Origin of the sequence: Cellulosimicrobium cellulans (assembly GCF_042723955.1) — a bacterium.
In the GTDB taxonomy this organism is placed as follows: Bacteria; Actinomycetota; Actinomycetes; order Actinomycetales; family Cellulomonadaceae; genus Cellulosimicrobium; species Cellulosimicrobium cellulans_H.
The window spans coordinates 1-3677 of the sequence record NZ_JBHXIC010000114.1; the positions used below are offsets into that span (position 1 = coordinate 1).

Annotated in this window: 4 protein-coding genes; 1 reads left to right on the top strand and 3 read right to left on the bottom strand. The window is 74.9% G+C overall.

All coding sequences use genetic code 11. The annotated features are described in order from the left end of the window. Positions 1 to 114 precede the first annotated feature (114 nt). Entirely contained in the window at positions 115 to 717 is a 603-nt protein-coding gene (locus ACFWH7_RS19385) for an NADPH-dependent F420 reductase (RefSeq protein ID WP_378219031.1), read from the bottom strand. Between the two features lie 119 nt (positions 718 to 836). On the opposite strand from ACFWH7_RS19385, the gene ACFWH7_RS19390 reads away from it, so the two are divergent. Further along, on the top strand, positions 837 to 1322 hold the full coding sequence (locus ACFWH7_RS19390; protein ID WP_237839915.1) for a MarR family winged helix-turn-helix transcriptional regulator: 486 nt from the start codon (positions 837 to 839) through the stop codon (positions 1320 to 1322). A 36-nt stretch (positions 1323 to 1358) separates the two neighbouring features. Here the strand turns inward: ACFWH7_RS19390 and ACFWH7_RS19395 are convergent, their stop codons facing one another. Together ACFWH7_RS19395 and ACFWH7_RS19400 are read right to left on the bottom strand one after the other, a co-directional pair. After that, positions 1359 to 1706: a hypothetical protein gene (locus ACFWH7_RS19395; protein ID WP_378219033.1), complete on the bottom strand. Its 348-nt coding sequence runs from the start codon at positions 1704 to 1706 to the stop codon at positions 1359 to 1361. After that, positions 1703 to 3565 (bottom strand): ABC-F family ATP-binding cassette domain-containing protein, encoded by a 1863-nt coding sequence (locus ACFWH7_RS19400; RefSeq protein ID WP_378219035.1) that lies wholly within the window; start codon positions 3563 to 3565, stop codon positions 1703 to 1705. The genes ACFWH7_RS19395 and ACFWH7_RS19400 overlap by 4 nt, the downstream gene beginning before the upstream one ends. Positions 3566 to 3677: the final 112 nt, after the last annotated feature.

The following is a 3677-nucleotide window of genomic DNA, read 5'->3' on the forward strand; positions in this document are numbered from 1 at the left end:
CGCGCTCGCGGGCGGGGGCGCCGGTGTACACGCCCGGCGGCTCACGCCCCCCCCCACCCGGGCGCCCGGTCACCCCGAGGGTGGCCGGCCGCCGTCGCACGGAGGAAGGACGCGTCACTCGGCGAGCGCGAAGCCCGTCGTCCAGGACGTCTTCTCCCCCGCGGCGAGCGTGAGCTGGAGGAAGCCGAGGGCCTCGAGCTCGTGCGCGCGCTTCAGCGAGCCCGCGTCGACCACGCGGACGCCGGACACGGCACCGCCGAGCGCGGCCTTGGCGTCCGCGTCGTCGCCCGCGACGAGGACCGTCGTCGGGAGCGGGCCGACCTGCCCGGACGCGAGGGTCGCGGCGAAGTTCGTGTTGAACGCCTTGAGCACGCGCGCACCGGGCACGCGCTGCTGGATCTGCGCCGCGGCCGACGAGCCGTCGGGCACGACGAGGGCGTCGAAGGTCGCGAAGTCGAGCGGGTTGGTGATGTCGACGACGACCTTGCCGTCGAGGCGGTCGGCGTAGAGGTCGACGACCTCCGCGACGGCCCCGTACGGGAGGGCGAGGACGACGACGTCGCCCGTGAGCTCGTCGCCGACGGTCCCGGCCGCGACCCGGGGGTCGAGCTCGGTCGCCTCGCGCGTGAGGACCTGCACCTCGCTGCCCGCGGCGAGCGCGAGACCGGCGATCGCGGAGCCCATGTTGCCCGCGCCGATGATGGTGATGCTGCTCATGGTGACTTCCCTTCCTGCGCCGGCCGCCCGGTCGGCTATTGGTTGTTGCTACAACCAACACCGTACGACGCTAAACTTGTAGCGTCAACTATTACGATGGTCACACCGGAGGAGGCCCGATGACGACAGAACCCCGCTGGCTCGACGACCAGCAGCTCGACGCGTGGAAGCGGCTCGTGGCGGTCGTGGAGCTGCTGCCGGGCGTCCTCGACACCCAGCTCCGGCGCGACGCCGACCTCAGCCACTTCGAGTACTACGTGCTCGCCATGCTCTCCGAGGCCCGCGACCGCACGCTGCGCATGACCGACCTGGCGGGAGCCACCAACGCGACGCTCCCCCGCCTCTCCCACGTCGTGGCGCGCCTGGAGAAGCGCGGGCTCGTCGAGCGCGTCCCGTGCCCCGAGGACCGGCGCGCGACCAACGCGCACCTCACCGACGCCGGGTGGGCCAAGGTCGTCGCGACGGCGCCGGGCCACGTCGCCACGGTCCGGGACCACGTGATCGACGCGCTCACCCCCGAGCAGGTCGGCCAGCTCGACGAGATCGCGGGCGCGATCCTCGAACGCGTCGACCCCGACGACCGCATGGGCTTCCTGCGCCGCTGACCCCGGTCGACGGCGCCACGGCCCCGGGCCCGGGCGTCAGCGCGAACCGACCGGCTCCGCGAGGACGAGCACGTCGCCGCCCGGCGCCAGCGCGCCGAGCGCCGCCGGCAGGTCCGCCACCGCGAGCTCCGCGACGCCCGGGAGCGCGGCGACCACGTCGTCCCACTCGGGCGCGGCGTCGTCCACCTCGACGCTGTGCCCGTTCACGAGGTCGAACGACACGTACCGCACCGTGCGCACGACCGCGTCGAGCGCGAAGGCGGTCACCCGGTGCACGTCGGCCCAGGGGGCGAGGACGCCGCCCTGCCCGTCGTCGACCTCGACGCCGCGCGCCGAGACCCCGACCCGCATCGCGCGCGGCGCCGGCGTCGCCCCCGCCGTCATCCCGCGACCTCCGCCGCCTCGAGCCAGGCCGCCTCCAGCTCGTCCTTCTCGGCCGCGAGCGTGCGCAGCTCGGCGTCGAGCTCCGCCACCGCCGTGAAGTCCGTCGCGTTCGCCGCGATCTTCTCGTGCAGCCGGCCCTCGACCTCGGCGATCTTCGACAGCCGGCGCTCGATGCGATTGATCTCCTTCTTCGCGGCGCGCACCTCGGCGGCGCTCGGCCCGGCCGGGGCGACCGCGTCCGGCGCGCCCTGCGCACCGGCGTCGGCCCCGGCTCCCGCCGCGGGCGCGAAGCCGCTCGACGCCGCCCCCGCCCCCGCGAGCGCCGCGCGCCGCAGCTCGAGGTACTGCTCGACGCCGCCCGGCAGGTCGCGCACCTTGCCGTCCCCGAGCAGGGCGACCTGGCGGTCCGCGACACGCTCGAGCAGGTAGCGGTCGTGCGAGACGACGATCAGCGTGCCGGGCCAGCCGTCGAGCAGGTCCTCGAGCGCGGCGAGCGTGTCGGTGTCGAGGTCGTTCGTCGGCTCGTCGAGGAGCAGCACGTTGGGCTCGGCGACGAGCAGGCGCAGCAGCTGGAGGCGGCGGCGCTCGCCGCCCGAGAGGTCGCGCACGAGGGTCTGCGACCGCTCGCGCGTGAAGCCCAGGCGCTCCACGAGCTGGGACGCGGTGAGCTCCTTGCCGTCCACGACGACCGACCGCTTCTCGTCCTCGATCACCTGGATCACTCGTGACCCGGCGATGTCGTCGAGCTCGCCGACGTCCTGCGACAGCTCGGCGACGTGGACCGTCTTGCCGCGCTTGACCCGGCCCGCGTCGGGCTCGCGCCGACCGGCGAGCAGGGCGAGCAGCGTCGTCTTGCCCGCGCCGTTGACGCCGACCACGCCGTACCGGTCGCCGGGCCCGAGGCGCCACGTGACGTCGTCGAGCAGCACGCGCTCCCCCTGCCCGTCCTGGCGAGGGACCGCGACCGTGACGTCCTCGAGGTCGAGCACGTCCTTGCCGAGCCGCTTGGTCGCGGTGCGCGTGAGCTCGAGCGTGTCGCGCGGCGGCGGCACGTCGGCGATGAGCGCGGCGGCCGCGTCGAGCCGGAACTTGGGCTTGGACGTGCGCGCCGGAGCCCCGCGGCGCAGCCACGCGAGCTCCTTGCGCAGCAGGTTGTCGCGCTTCTCCGCGGCGACGGCCGCGGTCCGCTGGCGCTCGGCGCGCGCGAGCACGTAGGCGGCGTACCCGCCCTCGTAGCCCTCGATCGCGCCGGAGCCGTCGCCGCGCACCTCCCACATGCGCGAGCAGACGGCGTCGAGGAACCAGCGGTCGTGCGTCACCACGACGAGCGCGCCCTTCGCGCCCGGGCGCGCGAACCGGTCGCCCAGGTGCGCGGCGAGCCACGCGACGCCCTCGACGTCGAGGTGGTTGGTCGGCTCGTCGAGGAACAGCACGTCGTGGTCGGCCACGAGCAGCGCCGCGAGCGCCACGCGGCGCCTCTGCCCGCCGGACAGCGTGTCCGCGGGGGCGTCGAGGTCGAGGTCGGCCAGCAGGCCGGCGTGCACGGTGCGGATGCTCGCGTCCGACGCCCACGCGTGGGTCGCGGCGTCGCCGTGCACGAGGTCGCGGATCGTCGCGCCGGTGCCGACGTCGTCGCGCTGGTCGAGCAGGCCGACCCGCAGCCCGCCCACCCGGGTGACGCGACCGCCGTCGGGCTGCTGCGTGCCCGCGAGCAGGCGCAGGAGCGTCGACTTGCCCGCCCCGTTGGGGCCGACGATGCCGACGCGGTCGCCGTCGTCGAGGCCGAGCGAGACGTCGTCGAGCAGGGTGCGGGTGCCGACGGTCAGCGAGATGCCGTCGGCACCGAGAAGGTGAGCCACGCGGTCGAGCCTAGGCCGCCCCCGGTGAGTGGGTTTAAAAATTGCCCGTGCGGGGGCGGGTGGGGTCTAATTTATTAACAAACAGGGGGGGGGGGCGGGAGCCCGTGATGCC

Excerpts from the sequence above, each read along its gene's own strand:
- ACFWH7_RS19385 (WP_378219031.1), bottom strand. The coding sequence starts at position 717 with ATGAGCAGCATCACCATCATCGGCGCGGGCAACATGGGCTCCGCGATC.
- ACFWH7_RS19390 (WP_237839915.1), top strand. The coding sequence starts at position 837 with ATGACGACAGAACCCCGCTGGCTCGACGACCAGCAGCTCGACGCGTGG.
- ACFWH7_RS19395 (WP_378219033.1), bottom strand. The coding sequence starts at position 1,706 with ATGACGGCGGGGGCGACGCCGGCGCCGCGCGCGATGCGGGTCGGGGTC.